Source organism: Haemophilus haemolyticus (genome assembly GCF_003493685.1).
GTDB lineage: Bacteria > Pseudomonadota > Gammaproteobacteria > Enterobacterales > Pasteurellaceae > Haemophilus > Haemophilus haemolyticus_O.
Map to the genome: position 1 here is coordinate 69,522 of NZ_QQJW01000005.1, position 18,561 is coordinate 88,082.

General features: G+C 38.7%; 16 protein-coding genes and 1 tRNA gene. 10 read left to right on the forward strand and 7 right to left on the reverse strand.

Annotation, left to right across the window (positions count from 1 at the left end; all coding sequences use genetic code 11):
• Positions 1 to 10: 10 nt before the first annotated feature.
• The gene (locus DV434_RS05770; RefSeq protein WP_005652973.1) at positions 11 to 673 is read right to left on the reverse strand and encodes a trimeric intracellular cation channel family protein; all 663 of its coding nucleotides are present in this window, start codon (positions 671 to 673) and stop codon (positions 11 to 13) included.
• A gap of 97 nt (positions 674 to 770) precedes the next feature.
• On the opposite strand from DV434_RS05770, the gene DV434_RS05775 reads away from it, so the two are divergent.
• Entirely contained in the window at positions 771 to 1,571 is an 801-nt protein-coding gene (locus DV434_RS05775) for a hypothetical protein (RefSeq protein ID WP_118784828.1), read from the forward strand.
• A gap of 32 nt (positions 1,572 to 1,603) precedes the next feature.
• On the opposite strand, the gene DV434_RS05780 is transcribed toward DV434_RS05775, so the two are convergent.
• The 3 genes from DV434_RS05780 to DV434_RS05790 form a co-directional block, all read right to left on the reverse strand.
• Positions 1,604 to 2,800 carry a Bcr/CflA family multidrug efflux MFS transporter gene (locus tag DV434_RS05780; RefSeq protein ID WP_118784827.1) on the reverse strand — a complete coding sequence of 399 codons (1,197 nt, stop codon included), beginning with the start codon at positions 2,798 to 2,800 and terminating at the stop codon, positions 1,604 to 1,606.
• Position 2,801: 1 nt separating this feature from the next.
• A complete protein-coding gene (gene rsuA / locus DV434_RS05785; protein ID WP_118784826.1) occupies positions 2,802 to 3,500 on the reverse strand; it encodes a 16S rRNA pseudouridine(516) synthase RsuA in 699 nt (232 codons plus the stop codon).
• Positions 3,501 to 3,590: 90 nt separating this feature from the next.
• On the reverse strand, positions 3,591 to 4,211 hold the full coding sequence (locus tag DV434_RS05790) for a DUF1919 domain-containing protein (protein ID WP_118784825.1): 621 nt from the start codon (positions 4,209 to 4,211) through the stop codon (positions 3,591 to 3,593).
• Positions 4,212 to 4,408: 197 nt separating this feature from the next.
• On the opposite strand from DV434_RS05790, the gene DV434_RS05795 reads away from it, so the two are divergent.
• Entirely contained in the window at positions 4,409 to 6,679 is a 2,271-nt protein-coding gene (locus tag DV434_RS05795) for an NADP-dependent malic enzyme (RefSeq protein WP_118784824.1), read from the forward strand.
• A gap of 281 nt (positions 6,680 to 6,960) precedes the next feature.
• Positions 6,961 to 8,886, forward strand: a complete 1,926-nt coding sequence (locus DV434_RS05800; RefSeq protein WP_118784823.1) for an LTA synthase family protein — start codon at positions 6,961 to 6,963, stop codon at positions 8,884 to 8,886.
• A gap of 30 nt (positions 8,887 to 8,916) precedes the next feature.
• On the opposite strand, the gene uvrB is transcribed toward DV434_RS05800, so the two are convergent.
• Positions 8,917 to 10,956, reverse strand: a complete 2,040-nt coding sequence (uvrB, locus tag DV434_RS05805) for an excinuclease ABC subunit UvrB (RefSeq protein ID WP_118784822.1) — start codon at positions 10,954 to 10,956, stop codon at positions 8,917 to 8,919.
• Between the two features lie 435 nt (positions 10,957 to 11,391).
• Between uvrB and DV434_RS05810 the strand changes: the two genes are divergently transcribed.
• Positions 11,392 to 11,467, forward strand: a tRNA-Asn gene (locus DV434_RS05810).
• A gap of 102 nt (positions 11,468 to 11,569) precedes the next feature.
• Here the strand turns inward: DV434_RS05810 and zevB are convergent.
• Together zevB and zevA are read right to left on the reverse strand one after the other, a co-directional pair.
• Positions 11,570 to 12,538, reverse strand: a complete 969-nt coding sequence (gene zevB / locus DV434_RS05815) for a zinc transporter permease subunit ZevB (RefSeq protein ID WP_118784821.1) — start codon at positions 12,536 to 12,538, stop codon at positions 11,570 to 11,572.
• A 2-nt stretch (positions 12,539 to 12,540) separates the two neighbouring features.
• A complete protein-coding gene (gene zevA / locus DV434_RS05820; protein WP_118784820.1) occupies positions 12,541 to 13,161 on the reverse strand; it encodes a zinc transporter binding subunit ZevA in 621 nt (206 codons plus the stop codon).
• A 325-nt stretch (positions 13,162 to 13,486) separates the two neighbouring features.
• Here zevA and DV434_RS05825 point away from each other — a divergent pair, with 325 nt between their 5' ends.
• The 6 genes from DV434_RS05825 (at position 13,487) to DV434_RS10790 (ending at position 18,509) form a co-directional block, all read left to right on the forward strand.
• Positions 13,487 to 13,792: a type II toxin-antitoxin system RelE/ParE family toxin gene (locus DV434_RS05825; protein WP_012054677.1), complete on the forward strand. Its 306-nt coding sequence runs from the start codon at positions 13,487 to 13,489 to the stop codon at positions 13,790 to 13,792.
• A gap of 10 nt (positions 13,793 to 13,802) precedes the next feature.
• Entirely contained in the window at positions 13,803 to 14,126 is a 324-nt protein-coding gene (locus DV434_RS05830) for a HigA family addiction module antitoxin (protein ID WP_009499989.1), read from the forward strand.
• Positions 14,127 to 14,290: 164 nt separating this feature from the next.
• Positions 14,291 to 15,961: an energy-dependent translational throttle protein EttA gene (gene ettA, locus DV434_RS05835; protein WP_046939298.1), complete on the forward strand. Its 1,671-nt coding sequence runs from the start codon at positions 14,291 to 14,293 to the stop codon at positions 15,959 to 15,961.
• A 61-nt stretch (positions 15,962 to 16,022) separates the two neighbouring features.
• Positions 16,023 to 16,364, forward strand: a complete 342-nt coding sequence (locus DV434_RS05840) for a SirB2 family protein (RefSeq protein WP_111696971.1) — start codon at positions 16,023 to 16,025, stop codon at positions 16,362 to 16,364.
• Between the two features lie 4 nt (positions 16,365 to 16,368).
• Complete coding sequence (locus tag DV434_RS05845; protein WP_118784818.1) at positions 16,369 to 18,339, forward strand: tRNA(Met) cytidine acetyltransferase TmcA; 1,971 nt, start codon at positions 16,369 to 16,371, stop codon at positions 18,337 to 18,339.
• Positions 18,336 to 18,509: a DUF5363 domain-containing protein gene (locus DV434_RS10790; protein WP_192881450.1), complete on the forward strand. Its 174-nt coding sequence runs from the start codon at positions 18,336 to 18,338 to the stop codon at positions 18,507 to 18,509. Before DV434_RS05845 ends, DV434_RS10790 begins: the two co-directional genes overlap by 4 nt.
• The last annotated feature ends 52 nt before the right edge of the window (positions 18,510 to 18,561 follow it).

Genomic DNA, 18,561 nt, shown 5'->3' on the forward strand with positions numbered 1-18,561 from the left:
TTTATTGTATTTATTTCTTTTTATTTGGCAGTTTATCTTGTTCTTCCGATGTGAGTTCTTGGTAATTAAATACTGGTAAACCCCATTCGAAATGAATAGCTAAAAGACGTAAAGTAAAGCTGCTAATAAGTGTGAGTAACACGGCAAGTGTATGTTCTACTTGAAGTGTGCTTAATGCGTAATAAGTCAGCGTGGCAAATAGCGCAATGCTGGCATAGAGTTCTTTTTGGAATACGAGAGGAATTCGATTGCATAGCATATCGCGTAGAACCCCGCCAAAGGCACCGGTAATACAACCTGCAATACAAACAATGGTAAGGCTATGTCCCATATCCATTGCAATTTGCGCGCCAATAATGGAATATACCACTAAACCCATCGCATCAAGCACCAAGAAAATAGTGCGGAAATAGCGCATAAAATGATTGATGAAGGGTGCAACATACACGGTAATTACCGCCGCACTTGCCACCATTAAAAAATATTCTGGGTGCTTAACCCAGCCGAGAGGGTAGTGTCCGAGTAGTACATCACGCACAGAGCCGCCACCAATGGCAGTCACAGATGCGATAATTATCACGCCAAAAATATCCATTTTTTCACGACCAGCCGCAAGTGCACCTGTCATTCCTTCAGCTGTGATACCGATGATATATAAAATACTAAGTAACATTCATGTACCTAAGTGCGGTTATAATTGGTTTCATTCTACTTTAAAATTTAATGAATTTTTAGCATAATGGCGCATTATTTTTTCAGACGTCAAAATTATGTCAGAACAATCTTCTAAATATATCGCGGCATTGCTTGCGGTATTATCGATCTCAATGGTGCTTGGCATCGATCTATTTATTTTTTCTTTGCAATCTGAAAAGCAAATAATGCCTCATTTAGGTGTCGGCGTGTTGGTTGCACAGTTAATTTCGTTGTTGGTGTTTTATCGAGGCGAAATTTGTCCAGGGCAACGTGGTCGTTTAATCAAAGTTAATCTGACTTTTGCTATTTATTGGGCGGTGTGGTTGCTGATAAGCCTATTACAGAATAATCACACGCTTACTAACGTGATGAGCGTATGTGGTCTTTCCGTCGTGTATTTTATTTGGAAACAACCAAAAACTGAAAAAATCCGTAACAGCTTTTTATTGATGGCTGCATTAATTGCGGGTTTAGGTTGCTTGAGTTATTTAATGATTTTTACCGTGCTTCCTGCGAGTGCTTTTGCTGAATATAACCCTTTTGCACCGATTTTATCTGGCGTGATTTTGGCAAATCTTGCGCTTGTTATTGCACGAAATCGTTTACAAGGTTTTATTGCATTGTTGCCCTTAGCGATGATTATATTGCTTGCTCTAAATGCTTTGGCAATATTCTTATTTTTACTTTTAAATGGCATGGAAAGTGCGGTTAATTCTGACAGTATTTTCGCTTACATCATTTATTTTGTTTGCCATTTTGTGATTGCCGCTATTCTGATTCTGCATAGTTTCCAAAAGTGGAAATTATCTGCCAATAGTTTATTTATCCTATTATTTATTGCTGTTTGCTTGCCGTTATGGATGGTCTTTGTTTAATAAAGAAAACAATCATTGTACCGTGGGGATATTTACCCACGGCTTTTTAAATTTCGGCTAGTTAGAAAGTAATACGCCAACACGGAAATCGTGACACATGCCCCCATAGTAAGGAGCATTGGTGCGGCAGTATCCATTTTCATTGACGCAACTAAACTTCCCATAATTGCACCCACTGCAAAACGTACGCTACCAATCAAAGAATTTGCTGTTCCCGCCATTTGAGGACATCTTTCTAAAGCTGATGCCATTGAATTTGATGAAATCACTGGGTTTGGACCGACGAAAAAGGCAACGCCAATTGCCATAGGCCAAAAACCGAGATCTAAAAGTGCGGTCAAAATTAGCCACATTCCAGAAAGGAATTGAATTGCGAGGGCTATCCGTAACATTGTTTCTGCGCCCACTTTAGTGACAAATCGGCTATTTAAAAAAGAGGCAAAGATCATCGTAACGATATTCATCATGAAGAAGTAACCGAACTGATCGACAGGAACCCCATAAATGCCGATATAGACAATTGATCCTGCAGTCACAAAAGCAAACAACCCACCAAAGCCAAAAGAGGCGGCAAACATATAGCCGAGCACTTCTTTTTGTTTCCAAAGCAGAAGGAAATTGCGAGCAATAATATTTAAGCGCAGCGGAATACGATTTTCTTTTTTATGGGTTTCTGGAATGATGAAAAAGACCAATACAGCGGCTAATAATCCCACAAGCGAAATAACGTAAAAAATCGCATGCCAATGGAAAAATTTAACGATGTAACCACCAATAATTGGCGCAACTAAAGGCGCAAGCATAAACACTAACGTAATGGTGGACATCACTTTGGATAGCTGATCTTTACTAAATAAATCACGCAATAATGCGCCAGAAAGTACAACAGGTGCGGCACCAAAGAAACCTTGCACAAAACGAAGTGCGGTGAAATTTCCGACTGAATTTATTTCGGTGAGCACTAAAGCTGTGAGTGCACCTACAATGACACCGAGTAAAATGATCGGTTTTCGCCCGAAACTATCACCAAAAGGCCCCCAAAAAAGCTGACCAAACGCCATGCCATAAGCAAAAGAAGTGAGCGTGTGTTGTACTTGTTCTGGACTCACGCCGAGATCTTTCGCAATTTCTAAAAAAGACGGCAAATACATATCCACGCCAAAAGGCGGTAGCATGGAGAGAATACCGAGCGTAAGAATAAAGATAAAAGTAGATTTTTGCTGACTCATCTTATTTCACCAAACTTTCGATTTCGTTTTGAGTCAATGGGCGGTATTCCCCTTCTTCTAAGGATTCATCCAACACTACATCACCAATTTTCCAGCGATGTAATCCAACTACTTTATTCCCAAGTGCGGCAAACATACGTTTTACTTGATGATAGCGACCTTCGGAAATCGTCAGATTCACATTGTAATCATCTAAGATTTCTAATTTTGCTGGTTTAGTGGGTTCTTTTTCTCCGCGTAATAAAATGCCTTCTGCACAAGCTGTGGCATAATTTTCTTCTACGGGATCTGCTAAAGTTACCAAATAGGTTTTTTTACAATGATGCTTTGGGGAAGTGATGCGATGTGACCATTGCCCATCATCGGTAAGCAATACAAGACCTGTCGTATCCACATCTAAGCGACCCGCGCTATGTAATTTTCCAGCTAAAGGGTAATCGAAAAATTGATAAATAGTTGGATAGTCGCCGTCATCATTAGAGCAAACACAGCCTTGTGGCTTATGCAACATAAAATACTGGCCTTCTTCTACCCAAGTTAATAATTCATCTTCAAAATAAATTTCGTCTTCTTGTGAAATTTGCACTGAGCCACTTTTGACAATTTCACCATTAATTTTTACCGCACTTTGACGGATCGCTTTTGTTGCTTGAGAACGCGTTAATCCCGTATTTTCAGCAATAAATTTATCTAATCTCATTATGTTTTCTCTTGTTAAAATTCGCTAGGCATTGTACAGGTTTTTGCTTTTAGAACGAAACAAAAAAGGCTGCAATGCAGCCTTTATCTATTAAGCTTGGTTAAACCACTTCACGTAATCGAATTGATCGTAATATTTTTTCCCATTCCAGTCAGAAAATTCAAAAATATCGCCCACCTGATTTTGCTTCTCGAAGCCTTTTATATAACAAGCCGATTTAAAAGCTGGATAGGGCTTGTGAGTAAAAATCACTTTATTTTTGAAAGGGAGTTGATCAAAAAGTTGAATGTCTTTTTCGGTCACGCCGTCTCGATCTGTCATCATAATAAAAAGATGGTCTAAATTCATTCGTGATGTGCGACGTTGCCATTTTTCATTGGCTTCTTGCTCACTATGATAGTGCATAAAATGAATGTCAAGATCAGCAAGTTTTCCCACTGGATAACTTTTTTCTGTTTGTACGAATGTGAGAGGTTGAGTGCGGTAGAAATCCATATTTTGTAAATAACGCAAAAAATCTTGTGGTGAGAGATAGAGATTCACAAAAGGGGAATTAAACGGCTGGTGCAAATCATGTAAGATAAAAGCTCCCACGCAATTGGCAGAAATGACAGTCATACCTTGATTTTTTAGTTTACCTTGCAGAGTGCGATTAATGAAAAATCTTTGGCATTTATTCACCGCACTTTTGATTTTTTGAAATGGATTCATTTTCTTATCCTTTATGCTTTTGTTGCGAAAATCCTACCTTTTTTGCTGAAAAATGAAAAGTCTAGCTAATGCTTCGCATCAAAAAAATTTTGTTATAAAGTTGTAAAAGTTTGCAGTTCGTCACAATTTTTTTAATAAAAAACAGATATAATTGACGCAATATTTCAATCCTGTTTCAAGAAAATGGAGCACTTATTATGACCGAACAATTACGTCAAGCAGCCTTGGATTTCCACGAATTTCCAATTCCTGGAAAAATCGAAGTTACCCCAACAAAATCACTCGCAACACAACGCGATTTAGCCTTAGCTTATTCGCCAGGTGTGGCAGAGCCTTGTTTAGAAATTGAAAAAGATCCCGCGACCTCTTACAAATATACGGCGCGTGGTAATTTAGTGGCAGTGATTTCCAATGGTACAGCGGTACTTGGTCTTGGTAATATTGGCGCGCTAGCGGGCAAACCGGTAATGGAAGGAAAGGGCGTATTATTCAAAAAATTTGCGGGCATTAACGTATTTGATATTGAAGTAAATGAACATGATCCCGATAAACTTGTAGATATTATTGCCTCGTTAGAGCCGACTTTCGGTGGGGTCAATTTAGAAGATATTAAAGCACCGGAATGTTTCTATATTGAACAAAAATTGCGTGAGAGAATGAATATTCCTGTGTTCCATGATGACCAGCATGGAACAGCGATCATCAGTGCTGCCGCGATCATCAATTCTCTTCGTATTGTAGGTAAAAAAATTGAAGATGTTCGACTTGTGGCATCTGGTGCAGGCGCTGCATCTATTGCGTGCTTGAACTTGTTGGTTTCTTTAGGTATGAAACGTGAAAATATCACGGTTTGCGACTCGAAAGGCGTGGTATATAAAGGTCGTGATGACAAAATGGATCAAACCAAAAAAGATTATGCAATTGAAGATAATGGCTGGCGTAAACTTGGCGATGCGATTCCAAATGCAGATATTTTCTTAGGTTGTTCTGCGGCTGGTGCGCTTACACAAGATATGGTGAAAACCATGGCTGCGCATCCAATTATTCTTGCTTTAGCTAACCCAAATCCTGAAATTACCCCGCCAGAAGCGAAAGCGGTTCGTCCTGATGCAATTGTATGTACAGGCCGTTCTGATTATCCAAACCAAGTAAATAACGTGCTTTGTTTCCCATTCATTTTCCGTGGCGCATTAGATGTGGGCGCAACCACTATTAATGAAGAAATGAAACGTGCAGCAGTTTATGCTATCGCTGATCTTGCATTAGAAGAGCAAAACGAAGTGGTAACTTCTGCTTACGGTGGTGAAGGGGCGACATTTGGTGCGGATTATGTGATTCCTCGTCCATTCGATCCTCGCTTGATTGTGCGTATCGCACCAGCGGTAGCAAAAGCTGCAATGGAATCTGGTGTGGCAACTCGTCCAATTCAAAATTGGGATGCTTATGTTGAAAAACTAACTCAGTTTGTTTACAAAACGAGCTTGTTTATGCGTCCTATTTTCAGCCAAGCAAAAGCAGAAAAACAACGCATTATTTTAGCGGAAGGGGAAGAAAATAAAGCATTGCATGCCACTCAAGAAGTGATTTCAATGGGCTTGGCAAATCCAATTTTAATTGGTCGCCGCAGCGTGATTGAAGAAAAAATTAAAAAACTTGGTTTACGTTTAACTGCAGGTGTGGATTTTGAAATTGTGGATAACGAAGATAATCCTCGCTATGAAGAATGTTGGAAACATTATTACGAGCTTACCAAACGTAAAGGCATTACACCTGCAATCGCAAAACGTGTCGTGCGTTCTAATACAACTGTATTAGCTTCTACATTGCTTAGCTTAGGTTATGCAGACGCTTTAGTATGTGGTTTATTTGGTTCATACGGAAAACATCTTGCATCTATTCGCGATATTATAGGCTTAAAAGACGGTGTGAAAACTGCCGCTGCGTTAAATAGCCTTGTATTACCGACTGGTAACGTATTCTTAACGGATACCCATGTAAACAGTAATCCAACAACGGAAGAATTAGCTGAAATCACTTTAATGGCAGCAGAAGAAATCCATCGTTTCGGTATTGAACCTGCGGTTGCCTTGCTTTCCCATTCTAATTTTGGTTCCTCTAATTCACTCGGTGCACCAAAAATGCGAGAAGTGTTACAGATCGTCAAAGAGCGTAATCCGCACTTAATGATCGATGGTGAAATGCGTGGCGATTTAGCGATGAATGAAGCTCACCGAAAAGAAGTCATGCCTGATAGTCCATTGAAAGGAAGCGCAAATTTATTAGTGTTCCCTGATTTGAGTTCATCACGTATTAGTTATAGCCTATTGCGCGGCACCACTACGGCAATTACTGTTGGCCCGATCTTAATGGGAATGAACAAATCTGCGCATATTCTTAATCCGGGTGCATCTGTTCGCCGTATTATCAATATGATTGCCTATGCTGCGGTGAAAGCACAACAAGAGTAATTGAAAAGTGCGGTGAATTTTTATTAAATTTCCGCCGTTTACTTAACAAAGCCTCGATTTTTCTCGAGGCTTTATTTTTACATTCTATTGAATGTGATTAGCTAAAATTGTTCTACACAGAATTCGGCATATTGTTTGCATTTGAGATTAACTAAAACTATGCGAAAATTGACCGCACTTTAAGACTTTTGTCATGTCGAAAAGGAACCGACCGATAGACAGTTGCCTATCTTTCTTTAATTTAATACGGCTTGGATGCCGTTGCATTAGTGGTTTTTACAATGAAAAAAGCGCACTCCCCTTTATTCCCCATCTTCACATTTGTGTTGATTAATCTCATCATCCTTTCCTTATCCCGTTTGGGACTTGCTGTATGGCAATCAGAGCGTGTATCCGCCGTAGATGGCTGGTTGCAATTATTTTTTCAAGGCGTACGAATGGATGTTGTGGCACTCTGTTATTTATTTGGTGTACCTGCATTACTCACAACGTTATTTCATAGCAGTAAAGTTTGGGTAAAAATTTTACGTATTTGGTTAACGCTTGGTAGTGTGTTTATTATCTTTATGGAAATTTCCACTCCTGCCTTTATTGAAACCTACGATTACCGTCCAAATCGTTTATTTATCGAATATCTGATTTATCCGAAAGAAGTTTTTTCAATGCTGGCGGAAGGGCATTTAAGTGCGGTGATTTTTAGCCTTGTTTTCACAGTTTTAGCTGCCTTGATTTATTGGAAAATTTCTGGTTGGGCAGTCAAAAATTTACGTTCAATCAGTTGGAAACTTCGCCCTGTGATTGCTTTGCTTGTTATTGTCGTGAGCTTCCTTGGGGCGCGTTCAAGTTTTCAACACCGCGGTATCAATCCCGCCATGGTAGCATTTTCCTCTGATGCGTTAGTGAATTCTTTGGTGCTTAACTCAGGCTATTCCGTGATTTATGCCGCACAGCAATTTAAAGATGAAGAAAAATCTTCAGAAATGTACGGAAAAATGGATGCAGATGAAATGTTTCGTATTGTTAAAGCCAGTCGAGGCCGCCCAGACAGCGATTACATTTCAGATAAATACCCAACTTTAACGAAAAATGTCGCGACTTATCAGGGGAAACCTAAAAATATCGTGATTTTGTTACAAGAAAGTCTCGGCGCTCAGTTTATTGGAACGCTCGGTGGCAAACCACTTTCTCCAAATGTGGATCAGCTCGCAAAAGAAGGGTGGTTATTTGAAAATCTTTATGCAACAGGCACGCGTTCAGTACGTGGTATTGAAGCAACAACCGCAGGTTTTACGCCAACACCAGCTCGTGCAGTGGTGAAACTTAATAATGCCCAAAGTGGTTTCTTTACTATTGCGGATTTATTACATAAACAAGGCTATAACACTTCATTTATTTATGGCGGTGAAAAGCATTTCGACAATATGGCGAGTTTTTTCTACGGTAATGGCTTTAAAGATATTTGGGATCAACAAGACTATCAGAATCCAACATTTACTGGCACCTGGGGCGTGAGTGATGAGGATTTATTTGATAAAGCCAATGAAACTTTCACGAAATTACAAAATGAAGGTAAACCGTTTTTTAGTTTAGTGTTTAGCTCCAGCAATCATGATCCATTTGAATATCCAGATGGCAAAATTGAACTTTATGAGCAACCAAAAGCCACTCGTAATAACGCAGCAAAATATGCGGATTATGCCTTAGGCCATTTCTTTAAAATGGCAAAACAGTCTAATTATTGGAAAGATACGATTTTCTTAATTGTTGCAGATCACGATTCTCGTGTAGGCGGTGCAAGTCTTGTGCCAATTAAGCATTTCCATATTCCAGCTTTGATTCTTGGGGAGGGCATTACGCCACGCCGTGACAGCCGTCTTGTGAGCCAAATTGATATGCCAACCACATTGCTTTCTTTAGCAGGCGTAAGTGGCAATTATCCAATGATTGGCTTTGATTTAACGCAAGATGTAAATCCAGATCGTGCCTTTATGCAATACGATCAAACTCAAGCAATGATGAAAGGCAATAATGATGTGGTGATTCAAATGCCAAATAAAACGGCACAAGGTTATCATTATGATAAATCAACAGAAACTTTAACGCCAAAAGACGTGCCTGATGCGATGAAAAAAGAGGCATTAGCTCACGCTTTATTAGGTAGTTATTTATATAAAAATCGCTTGTATTCTTCAGGTGAAAATAAATAAACGGAACGCCAGCTTAAGCTGGCGTTTCTTTTAGTTATCAAAAACAAATTGTTCACGTAATTGATGTAATTGATCTCGAATTGCTGCGGCTTTTTCAAATTCCAAATCTTGCGCAAATTTATACATTTGTTGTTCCAGTTTTTTGATTTGTTGTTGATATTCTTTGGCATTTTTCGGTGCATGATAAAGTGCGGTTGGTTCTGCCACCATTTTTCCACGTTGTTTATTGGCTTTCGCTTTTTGGTTTGCGCCTTGCCCAATATCTAACAATTCCCCTACTTTTTTGTTTAATGCTTGTGGCACAATGCCGTGTTCTTCATTGTATTTTGTTTGTTTTTCACGACGACGATTGGTTTCGGTAATGGCTTTCTCCATCGATTTGGTGATGCTATCCGCATATAAAATTGCTTTACCGTTTAAGTTTCGCGCGGCACGGCCGATGGTTTGGATTAAAGAACGTTCGGAACGTAAAAATCCTTCCTTATCTGCATCTAAAATCGCCACAAGAGACACTTCTGGAATATCTAAACCTTCACGCAATAAGTTAATTCCCACCAATACATCAAATTCGCCTAAACGCAAATCACGGATAATTTCGACGCGTTCTACGGTATCAATATCAGAATGTAGATAACGTACACGAATCCCGTGTTCATCTAAATAATCTGTTAAATCTTCCGCCATTTTCTTGGTGAGTGTTGTCACTAAAACTCGCTCATTTTTATCCGCTCTTTGGCGAGCTTCGGAAAGTAAATCATCCACTTGAATTGAGACTGGACGAATTTCAATGAGCGGATCAAGCAAACCAGTCGGGCGAACCACTTGATCGATGATTTCACTGCCTGATTTTTCTAATTCATAAGGCCCTGGTGTTGCGGAAACATAAATGGTTTGTGGAGCTAAGCGTTCAAATTCCTCAAAGCGTAACGGACGATTATCCAAGGCGGATGGTAAACGGAAACCATATTCTACTAAGGTTTCTTTACGTGAACGGTCGCCACGATACATTCCACCAATTTGAGGCACCGTCACATGAGATTCATCAATAATTAAAATGGCATCAGAGGGCATATAATCAAATAATGTTGGTGGTGGTTCACCCTCATTTCTTCCCGATAAATAGCGAGAGTAGTTTTCAATGCCCGAGCAATAGCCCAATTCATTCATCATTTCAATATCAAATTGGGTACGTTGGCTAATTCGTTGTTCTTCTAAAAGTTTATGTTCTTTAATGAAGTATTCACGGCGTGATACGAGTTCTTTTTTGATGTTTTCTATTGCATCTAAAATACGTTCTCTTGGCGTCACATAGTGAGTTTTAGGATAGATCGTGAAACGTGGTACTGCACCAAAACTACTGCCAGTAAGTGGATCAAATAAACTTAAACGCTCGATTTCATCATCAAATAATTCAATACGCACCGCACGATCATCGGATTCCGCAGGGAAAATATCAATAATTTCGCCACGAACACGGAAAGTTCCACGCTGAAATGCTTGATCATTACGGGTATATTGTAATTCCGCTAACTTCGTTAAAATTTGGCGTTGATCGATAATGGCACCCTGTTGTAAATGCAACATCATTTGTAAGTAGCTATCAGGATCCCCCAAACCATAAATTGCAGAAACGGATGCCACCACGATGGTATCTCGACGTTCTAAAAAAGATTTCGTCGCAGAAAGACGCATTTGTTCGATTTGATCATTAATGGACGCATCTTTTTCAATAAAGGTATCACTGCTAGGCACATAGGCTTCTGGCTGATAATAATCATAGTAAGATACAAAATATTCCACCGCATTTTCTGGAAAAAAGGCCTTCATTTCTGCATAAAGCTGGGCAGCAAGGGTTTTATTCGGTGCAAGTAACATTGCGGGGCGATTTAATTGAGCAATTACATTGGCGATAGTAAACGTCTTCCCCGAGCCTGTTACACCGAGCAAAGTTTGATGTGCTAATCCATCTGTTAGATTTTCAGCTAATTTTTCGATAGCTTGTGGCTGATCGCCAGAGGGACGAAAGTCGGAATGCAGAATGAACGGTTTTGTGTTGATTTTTTCAGACATAAAGTGCGGTCAGTTTTTTCATAGTTTTGAATAATGTCTATTTTAGCATATTTAATGTGTAAAATTGATCAGGCAAAAATCTAAGTTTTACACAGACTTAGCGATGTCAAGAGGAATATGTCACAAATTCATTAAAAAAACTTTTATTTTTTACTAGACAAAACTTAACTTATTGATTTTAAATTAAAATTTAATTTTAGGCTAATCTGTAATCAAGATCGAACAATCCTTGTAAGAACAAGGGATCCGCAAAATTTTAAAAAGTTAATCCACAAAGTTATCCACAGGCTCTGTGGATAGAAAAATAAATATTAGGTGGTATATAAAAGATGAGAAAATTTTTTGTTTTTTATGAAATTTTTTTAAATTTTGCATTGACAAGCTAACTATCGATCATTAAAATTCGCGCCCTGTTCCTTGTGATACAAAGTTTATTCCTCCTTAGTTCAGTCGGTAGAACGGTGGACTGTTAATCCATATGTCGCTGGTTCAAGTCCAGCAGGAGGAGCCAATTTTTCTTTTGGTTTAGAGTTTGTTTGTCTCCTTTTACAAATTCTAAATTAGCAACCAAAAGATTTTGAGCCCATCATGTTGATGGGCTTTATTTTTAACTTCAAAATAGGATTTTGCTTCCGCCAGTTGAGATGGTTGTGCCATATAACAAACTCAAGGCAAAAAATAGCATTATTCCACCTGCGATTAGTTTCACGATGCTTTCGCTTTTTCCTTTCGTATGTTTTGAACTATACCAACGCCCTAAGTGAATTGCGGTATGTCGCGCATAACGTACAATTCCCGCGAAGGCTGATAGCATAAGTCCTGTGCCGAAAGACATGGCCAATACCGCTAAAATTCCCCAGCCATAAAGATCAAGCATATAAGCTAAAAATAAAACGAAAATTGCACCGCTACATGGTCGCATGCCAATTGTTAAAATCACGATAAATTGTGATTTTAGATTGGTTGCTTGTGCAGTTTGCATGGGGCTTGGCAAATGTTGGTGTCCACAGCTACAAGCGTTTGGTTGAAAAGTTCGGTTATTTTTCACCGCACTTTTTTTGTGTAGGGGTAGGGGATTTAGGGATTTAATAGCTAATTTAGCTTTTTTACGATAGGCACGTAAGCCTTGCCAAATCCAATAACAGCCGAGAAATACCAATAATAGCAAGGCAGATCGTTCTAACCAAAGCTGGCTTAATTTGAAATAACGTGATGAAAGATTTAGTACTACAACAAGCAATGTTGTTGCTGTAATTGCGACAATGCCTTGCATTAAGGAAGAAAGTAAGCTCAAGATGGTGCTTTGTTTTAATTGGCTTTCATGAGTGGAAAGATAGCTGGCGATAATAAATTTGCCGTGTCCTGGCCCGAGGGCATGAAGTACACCGTAAACAAAGCTGGCAAAAATAAGCGTGATGCCTGCCTTGATACTATTATTTTGAATTTGATGTAAATTTTCCGAAATAAGTTGATTAAAATCTTTTTGCCATGCAGCAATATATAAGAAAAACCAAGGGGAAAAATAGCCAAGTAAGGCGAGTGCAATCACTAATAACACGAGCCCTGTTTTATATTTTTTCATTTCTACTCACATTGAATTATTATTTTTTGTGCGAACATCACACCTAAGGAATCATCTTCGTTCTTTTGGGATTTATCAAGTGAAGATGCGTAGGCTTGGATTTTTCCATCCACATTAGGTTCAATTAATTTTCCTTGGCAATTTTTCGGAAGTGCGGAAAAATCTACCGCACTTTTTGAGGCGTAAGTCATCGCCACATAATAAGTGGGATCGTAAGTTTGTAAGCTAAATGTGTTTTTTTCTAACTTTTGCGGATGGGCGAGTGGCACATCAAAATAATATTGCAGTTGTAAGCCTTGAACGTTAATGCCGTAATTTTTTGGGTGAGGGGAATATTTGATTTTATTATTCTGAGCATCATATAGATAGCTGAAATAATGTTCACTGACGATATTTCCCATTACATCATCAAGAAGTTTTTGTTTCTCCACTTTAGTTCTAGCTTGTTTCATATCATAAATAACCGCAGACGAACTTGGTTCATCCAACGTCCATTTCATTGAAAAGCCAGTGAGTTGATTATTTTCTATGATAGGCGTGGTTTGCATATCTATAAATGCATGAGGGTGAGCTAAAACTCCACAACTAATGAATAGAGCGAGTAATAATGAATACGTTTTCACAAAAAATCCTATTATTTTGAACACTAGAATTTGAAGTTGTTTATTCTACACGCAAAAAACAATTTTTCTGTCAAAAATGTTGATGTAAATCAAAAAAACTCTCAATAGCATTTCCCTTGCCTTTCAATATTCAGTAGTATAAAGCTCGTCAAGTGATTGCTTGATATTCATAAAGTTCCTAAATAAAATAATCATAAATATAGCTAAACTACTTTCCTGCCACCCGCTTCGGGTGGTTTTTTTTTATCTAAGTCGAAAGATGCACTCTTGCATTGTGCATTTATTCTTATTATGATCAGCTCGAGTATAACCAAGAGAATAATAGATGTTTAATTTAAAACGTGAGCATTTTAGAGATGATTATCTTTATAGGTTTTATCAATATGGTGATGCTCATAGTAAGATTCCTTCTAATTTATCTAAAGTATTGGCAAGAAAATTGGATATGATAAGTGCTGCAGAAGACATCAATGATTTACGTTCTCCGCCGGCTAATCACTTAGAGTTGCTTGAGCCAAAAGAAAATAAAATTTATTCCATTCGAGTAAATAAACAATATCGCCTAATTTTTAAATATGAGAATAACGAAGTAAATAATTTATATTTAGATCCACATTCTTATAATTTATAAGGAAGATAATATGATGACGAGAAAACCCACTTCTGTTGGTGAAATTCTACAAGAAGAGTTTTTAGAACCTTTAAGTCTTAAAATTAATGATTTAGCTCAAATTTTAGATGTACATCGTAATACGGCAAGCAACATTGTTAATAATAGTTCACGAATTACGCTAGAAATGGCAGTTAAACTTGCTAAAGCATTTGATACCACGCCTGAGTTTTGGCTTAATCTGCAAACACGTATTGATTTATGGGAGCTTGAACACAATAAACGTTTTCAACAAAGTCTTGCAAATGTTAAGCCCGCTCTACATCGGCATGGTACTTCTACATTTGCAATGTAATTTAAGTCCTAAAGTGTCTATTTCATTTAGGGAGCTGTTTTACCCTTAAATATTTACAAGCGGTCAATTTCCGCGAAACTTTTGTAAAATCCTACCGCTTGTTTCCTATATTTTCGCCCTATTTTCCAGTAAAATAGGGCGTCATTTTTAATGAGGAATAATTAATGTCAACGCAATTTGTATATACGATGCACCGTGTCGGTAAAGTGGTGCCACCGAAGCGTCATATTTTGAAAGATATTTCTTTAAGCTTTTTCCCTGGCGCGAAGATCGGGGTTTTAGGTTTAAATGGTGCGGGTAAATCAACCCTTTTACGCATTATGGCGGGCGTAGATAAAGAATTTGAAGGGGAGGCTCGTCCGCAGCCAGGAATTAAGATCGGTTATCTTCCGCAAGAACCAAAATTAGAACCGCAACAAACCGTGCGTGAAGCAGTGGAAGAAGCAGTTTTTGAAGTGAAAAATGCACTGACTCGTTTAGATGAAGTGTATGCACTTTATGCGGATCCTGATGCGGATTTTGATAAATTAGCGGCAGAACAAGCGAATCTTGAAGCCATCATTCAAGCACATGATGGGCATAATTTAGATAACCAATTAGAGCGTGCGGCAGATGCATTACGTTTACCTGATTGGGATGCCAAAATCGAACATTTATCTGGTGGTGAGCGTCGCCGTGTGGCACTTTGTCGCTTATTACTCGAAAAACCAGACATGCTCTTATTAGACGAACCAACTAACCACTTAGATGCGGAATCTGTGGCATGGTTAGAGCGATTCTTACATGATTATGAAGGCACTGTTGTCGCAATTACCCACGACCGTTACTTCTTAGACAACGTAGCGGGTTGGATCTTAGAGCTTGACCGTGGCGAGGGTATTCCTTGGGAAGGTAACTATTCTTCTTGGTTAGAGCAAAAAGAGAAACGTTTAGAGCAAGAACAAGCGGCTGAAAATGCGCGTCAAAAATCTATTGCGAAAGAGTTGGAATGGGTGCGTCAAAATCCTAAAGGTCGCCAAGCGAAAAGCAAGGCGCGTATGGCTCGTTTTGATGAATTGAACTCTGGCGAATATCAAAAACGAAACGAGACGAACGAACTCTTTATTCCACCTGGTCCACGTTTGGGTGATAAAGTGATTGAAGTGCAAAACCTCACTAAATCTTACGGTGATCGCACTTTAATCGACGATTTATCATTTAGTATTCCAAAAGGGGCAATCGTTGGGATTATTGGGGCAAATGGTGCGGGTAAATCAACTTTATTCCGCATGTTGTCAGGCCAAGAACAACCAGATTCAGGCTCTGTGACAATGGGTGAAACCGTTGTACTTGCTTCGGTGGATCAATTCCGTGATTCAATGGATGACAAGAAAACCGTCTGGGAAGAAGTGTCTAATGGACAAGATATTCTTACTATTGGTAACTTTGAAATTCCAAGCCGTGCGTATGTGGGCCGTTTCAACTTCAAAGGCGTAGATCAACAAAAACGCGTAGGCGAATTATCGGGTGGTGAACGTGGTCGTTTACACTTGGCAAAACTTTTACAACGCGGTGGTAACGTGCTATTACTGGACGAACCAACCAATGACTTAGACGTTGAAACCTTGCGTGCCTTAGAAAATGCGATTTTAGAATTCCCGGGTTGTGCCATGGTGATTTCCCATGACCGTTGGTTCTTAGATCGTATTGCAACGCATATTTTAGATTACGGCGATGAAGGTAAAGTCACGTTCTATGAAGGTAACTTCTCAGACTACGAAGAGTGGAAAAAGAAAACCTTAGGCGATGCAGCCACTCAGCCACATCGTATTAAATATAAACGTATTGCGAAGTAATTTAGATTGAGAAAGTGCGGTGGATTTTGACCGCACTTTTCTTACTTTTTTGGGAGTGATTATGCTAGTTTATTTACATATTTTTTTCGCCTTTTTAAGTTTTGCCTTGTTGGTGATTCGTGGCGCAATGCAGCTTACTGGCAAAAACTGGCGTTCGATAAAATTATTAAAAATTTTACCGCACTTATCAGATACCTTGTTGATTGTTTCTGGTGTCGTCATTTTATATCTCTTTGTTTTTGATATTGAATGGTGGTTAGTGGCTAAATTCGCATTACTGATTTTGTATATCCTGTTTGCAGCGAAATTTTTCAGTAAAAAAGTTTCTCAACCCAAAAGCATTTTCTTTTGGCTTGCTTGCGTAAGTTTTATTGGTGCGATGCTAATTGCCTATTTAAAATAACACGATGCCATCTCGCCAGCTTCAAATTTTAATCAGCAAAACTTTGCCGCTTGTGCCCGATAACGTGTTAATTATCGGTGAAAGCGGCATTGCTTTTTCTAAAGCAATGAATTTGCTTGGACAAGAATTTGAACATATCTTATTTGATGGACGAAATGGCATTCATCTTGAAGCACTGGCTATTGCAGCCGGAACACTGAAAATGGGCGGTACACTTTGTTTAGTGTTATCCGATTGGGAAAATTTATCTCAGCAGCCTGATCAAGATAGTTTACGTTGGAATGGAAATCAGTCAGCAATCGCCACGCCTAATTTTATTCATCATTTTAAACAGTGCATTGAACGTTATCATTTCCCCATTTTTAGAGAGGAAAGTGCGGTTGAATTTCCTGCGGTTTTTTATTCTAACGAGCATCACAAAAATGCTACGTTAGCGCAACAACAAATTATCGAGACTATTTTACAGGCCGATCAGGATATTTATTTTCTAACCGCCAAGCGGGGAAGAGGGAAATCCGCATTATTGGGGATGCTTGCTAATCAAATTCAGGCAGCAGTTTATCTCACCGCACCGAATAAAAGCGCAGTACATTCGGTTATTGAATTTTCAGAACGAGAGATAGAATTTATCGCGCCCGATGAACTGACTATTCGGTTACAAAATGAACCAGAATTTAGTCAATCCGCTTGGTTGCTCGTAGATGAAGCAGCGATGATCCCATTGCCTTTATTGCAAGAATATTCTCAATATTTTCAACATATTGTCTTCAGCACAACAATTCATAGCTATGAAGGAACGGGGCGTGGTTTCGAATTAAAATTTAAACGGAAAATCCACCGCACTTTTCAGCATTTTGAGCTTAAACAGCCCCTACGTTGGCAAGAAAATGATCCGTTAGAACATTTTATTGATGATCTTTTGTTGCTAAATTCCGAAGATGATTTTCAGCACTTTGACTATAGCAATATTACTTATAACATAGAGGAAAACGCTAAAAATCTTTCCTTCCCCTGCTTGCGGGGGAAGGTGCCCGAAGGGCGGAAGGGGGATTTAGATATAGCTAGCCTCCCTCAAGCTTTGGATGCTCTCCTCACAAGTAAGGGGAGTGAAGGAAAATATAATCGTCAATTTTTCTTTCGAGATTTTTATGGGCTAATGACGATTGCTCACTACCGAACATCGCCACTCGATCTTCGCCGTTTACTGGATGGGGAACATCAACGTTTTTATTTTGCCGAATATCAACAGAATTTGCTCGGTGCAATTTGGGCATTAGAAGAAGGAAATATGGCTGATGATGAGTTGATTATTCAAATTCAACAAGGCAAACGTCGCCCGAAAGGGAATCTTGTTCCACAAGCATTATGTTTCTATGAAAACTTGCCTCAAGCCTGTAAATTACGTTCCTTACGCATTTCTCGTATAGCGGTTCAGCCAAATTGGCAAAAACAGGGTATTGGTCAAAATCTAATGAAATTTATGGAAAATTCAGAAGTGGATTTTCTTTCAGTGAGTTTTGGCTACACTGACGAACTGGCAAAATTTTGGCAAAAGTGCGGTTTTGTTTTGGTGCATTTAGGCGAGCATCAAGAAGCGAGTAGTGGTTGTTATTCAGCGATTGCCCTTAAAGGTCTTTCCAAAGAAGGCTTGGCTTTAGTTGATACTGCGCACAAACAATTTCAGCGTAATATCCTTTTATCTTTTCATCCGTTCGCCATAAATTTTGAGCAAAATCAGCTTGATTGGCAGCTTGATGAGTTCGATTGGGTGAGCTTAAAAAACTTCGCTAATTTTCACCGCACTTTATTTTCGAGCATTCCTGCGATTAGGCGTTTATTAAAATTAGCAGGCAAAGAAAATTTCCCATTAATTTCCGCTTATTTAACAAAAAAACAACTTCTCATTAACAAGAAAAAAGGCGTAGAATTGCTACGTTTAGAAATTAAACAATATTTAGAACGAGGAACTTTATGACAGAACAAACCGAAAAACCAAAAGGTTGGTTTAAACGCACTTTAGAAAAATATGACAATTTCATTAAAGAATGGGGTTTAGATCAACCGAATTGTAGCTGCGTGCCTATGTCAGCAACAGAAGATGAAAATGGTAATTTGAAGAAAGAGGAACCTTCTTTAAAGAAATAAATATTAACTGGTTTTTTAAACAGTAAATTTATTGAAAGATAATTCAAATTCC

Coding starts and splice junctions, on each gene's coding strand:
- DV434_RS10790 (WP_192881450.1), top strand. CDS start 18,336: ATGACAGAACAAACCGAAAAACCAAAAGGTTGGTTTAAACGCACTTTA.
- DV434_RS05795 (WP_118784824.1), top strand. CDS start 4,409: ATGACCGAACAATTACGTCAAGCAGCCTTGGATTTCCACGAATTTCCA.
- ettA (WP_046939298.1), top strand. CDS start 14,291: ATGTCAACGCAATTTGTATATACGATGCACCGTGTCGGTAAAGTGGTG.
- DV434_RS05830 (WP_009499989.1), top strand. CDS start 13,803: ATGATGACGAGAAAACCCACTTCTGTTGGTGAAATTCTACAAGAAGAG.
- DV434_RS05825 (WP_012054677.1), top strand. CDS start 13,487: ATGTTTAATTTAAAACGTGAGCATTTTAGAGATGATTATCTTTATAGG.
- zevB (WP_118784821.1), bottom strand. CDS start 12,538: ATGAAAAAATATAAAACAGGGCTCGTGTTATTAGTGATTGCACTCGCC.
- DV434_RS05770 (WP_005652973.1), bottom strand. CDS start 673: ATGTTACTTAGTATTTTATATATCATCGGTATCACAGCTGAAGGAATG.
- DV434_RS05775 (WP_118784828.1), top strand. CDS start 771: ATGTCAGAACAATCTTCTAAATATATCGCGGCATTGCTTGCGGTATTA.
- DV434_RS05800 (WP_118784823.1), top strand. CDS start 6,961: ATGAAAAAAGCGCACTCCCCTTTATTCCCCATCTTCACATTTGTGTTG.
- DV434_RS05780 (WP_118784827.1), bottom strand. CDS start 2,800: ATGAGTCAGCAAAAATCTACTTTTATCTTTATTCTTACGCTCGGTATT.
- uvrB (WP_118784822.1), bottom strand. CDS start 10,956: ATGTCTGAAAAAATCAACACAAAACCGTTCATTCTGCATTCCGACTTT.
- DV434_RS05790 (WP_118784825.1), bottom strand. CDS start 4,211: ATGAATCCATTTCAAAAAATCAAAAGTGCGGTGAATAAATGCCAAAGA.
- DV434_RS05840 (WP_111696971.1), top strand. CDS start 16,023: ATGCTAGTTTATTTACATATTTTTTTCGCCTTTTTAAGTTTTGCCTTG.
- rsuA (WP_118784826.1), bottom strand. CDS start 3,500: ATGAGATTAGATAAATTTATTGCTGAAAATACGGGATTAACGCGTTCT.
- DV434_RS05845 (WP_118784818.1), top strand. CDS start 16,369: ATGCCATCTCGCCAGCTTCAAATTTTAATCAGCAAAACTTTGCCGCTT.